Origin of the sequence: Pseudoalteromonas sp. S3178, from assembly GCF_005886985.1 — a bacterium.
Classification (GTDB): domain Bacteria; phylum Pseudomonadota; class Gammaproteobacteria; order Enterobacterales; family Alteromonadaceae; genus Pseudoalteromonas; species Pseudoalteromonas carrageenovora.
Map to the genome: position 1 here is coordinate 1 of NZ_PNCW01000344.1, position 367 is coordinate 367.

1 pseudogene is annotated in these 367 nt (G+C 37.9%); it reads right to left on the bottom strand.

The window, feature by feature from the left end:
• Nucleotides 1-217 (bottom strand): annotated as a pseudogene (locus CWC11_RS23100) (IS982 family transposase); the annotation flags it as partial.
• Nucleotides 218-367: the final 150 nt, after the last annotated feature.

Below are 367 nucleotides of genomic sequence, written 5' to 3' on the forward strand. Positions count from 1 at the left end.
TAAGTTGACGGCAAACATAGTGAAGATAGTAGTTTTTGAAATCTCTGTAATGTGACTGGTGAAAATGGATGATAATAGTCATCACCTCTGACGGAGATAAGCGGCATGCTCTTCGACGTTTAATTTCACCATTTTCGAGCAATATACGCTGCCAGCTTGGGAAAAATAACTTTGAAAAATCATCGACATCACAGTACGTTTCAACTAACTTGTTCATGCTCGTTCCTTTTTGTTCTAATCACTCTTGGTCGAATGATCGGATCATAGAACGAGCATTTAGTTCCTTTAAATTAGTAATTTCTTATCCGAAGCTCAGGTTCTGTTAGGTTAATCCCTTCGAAAGTGACACCTAAGTAATCAGTTACAG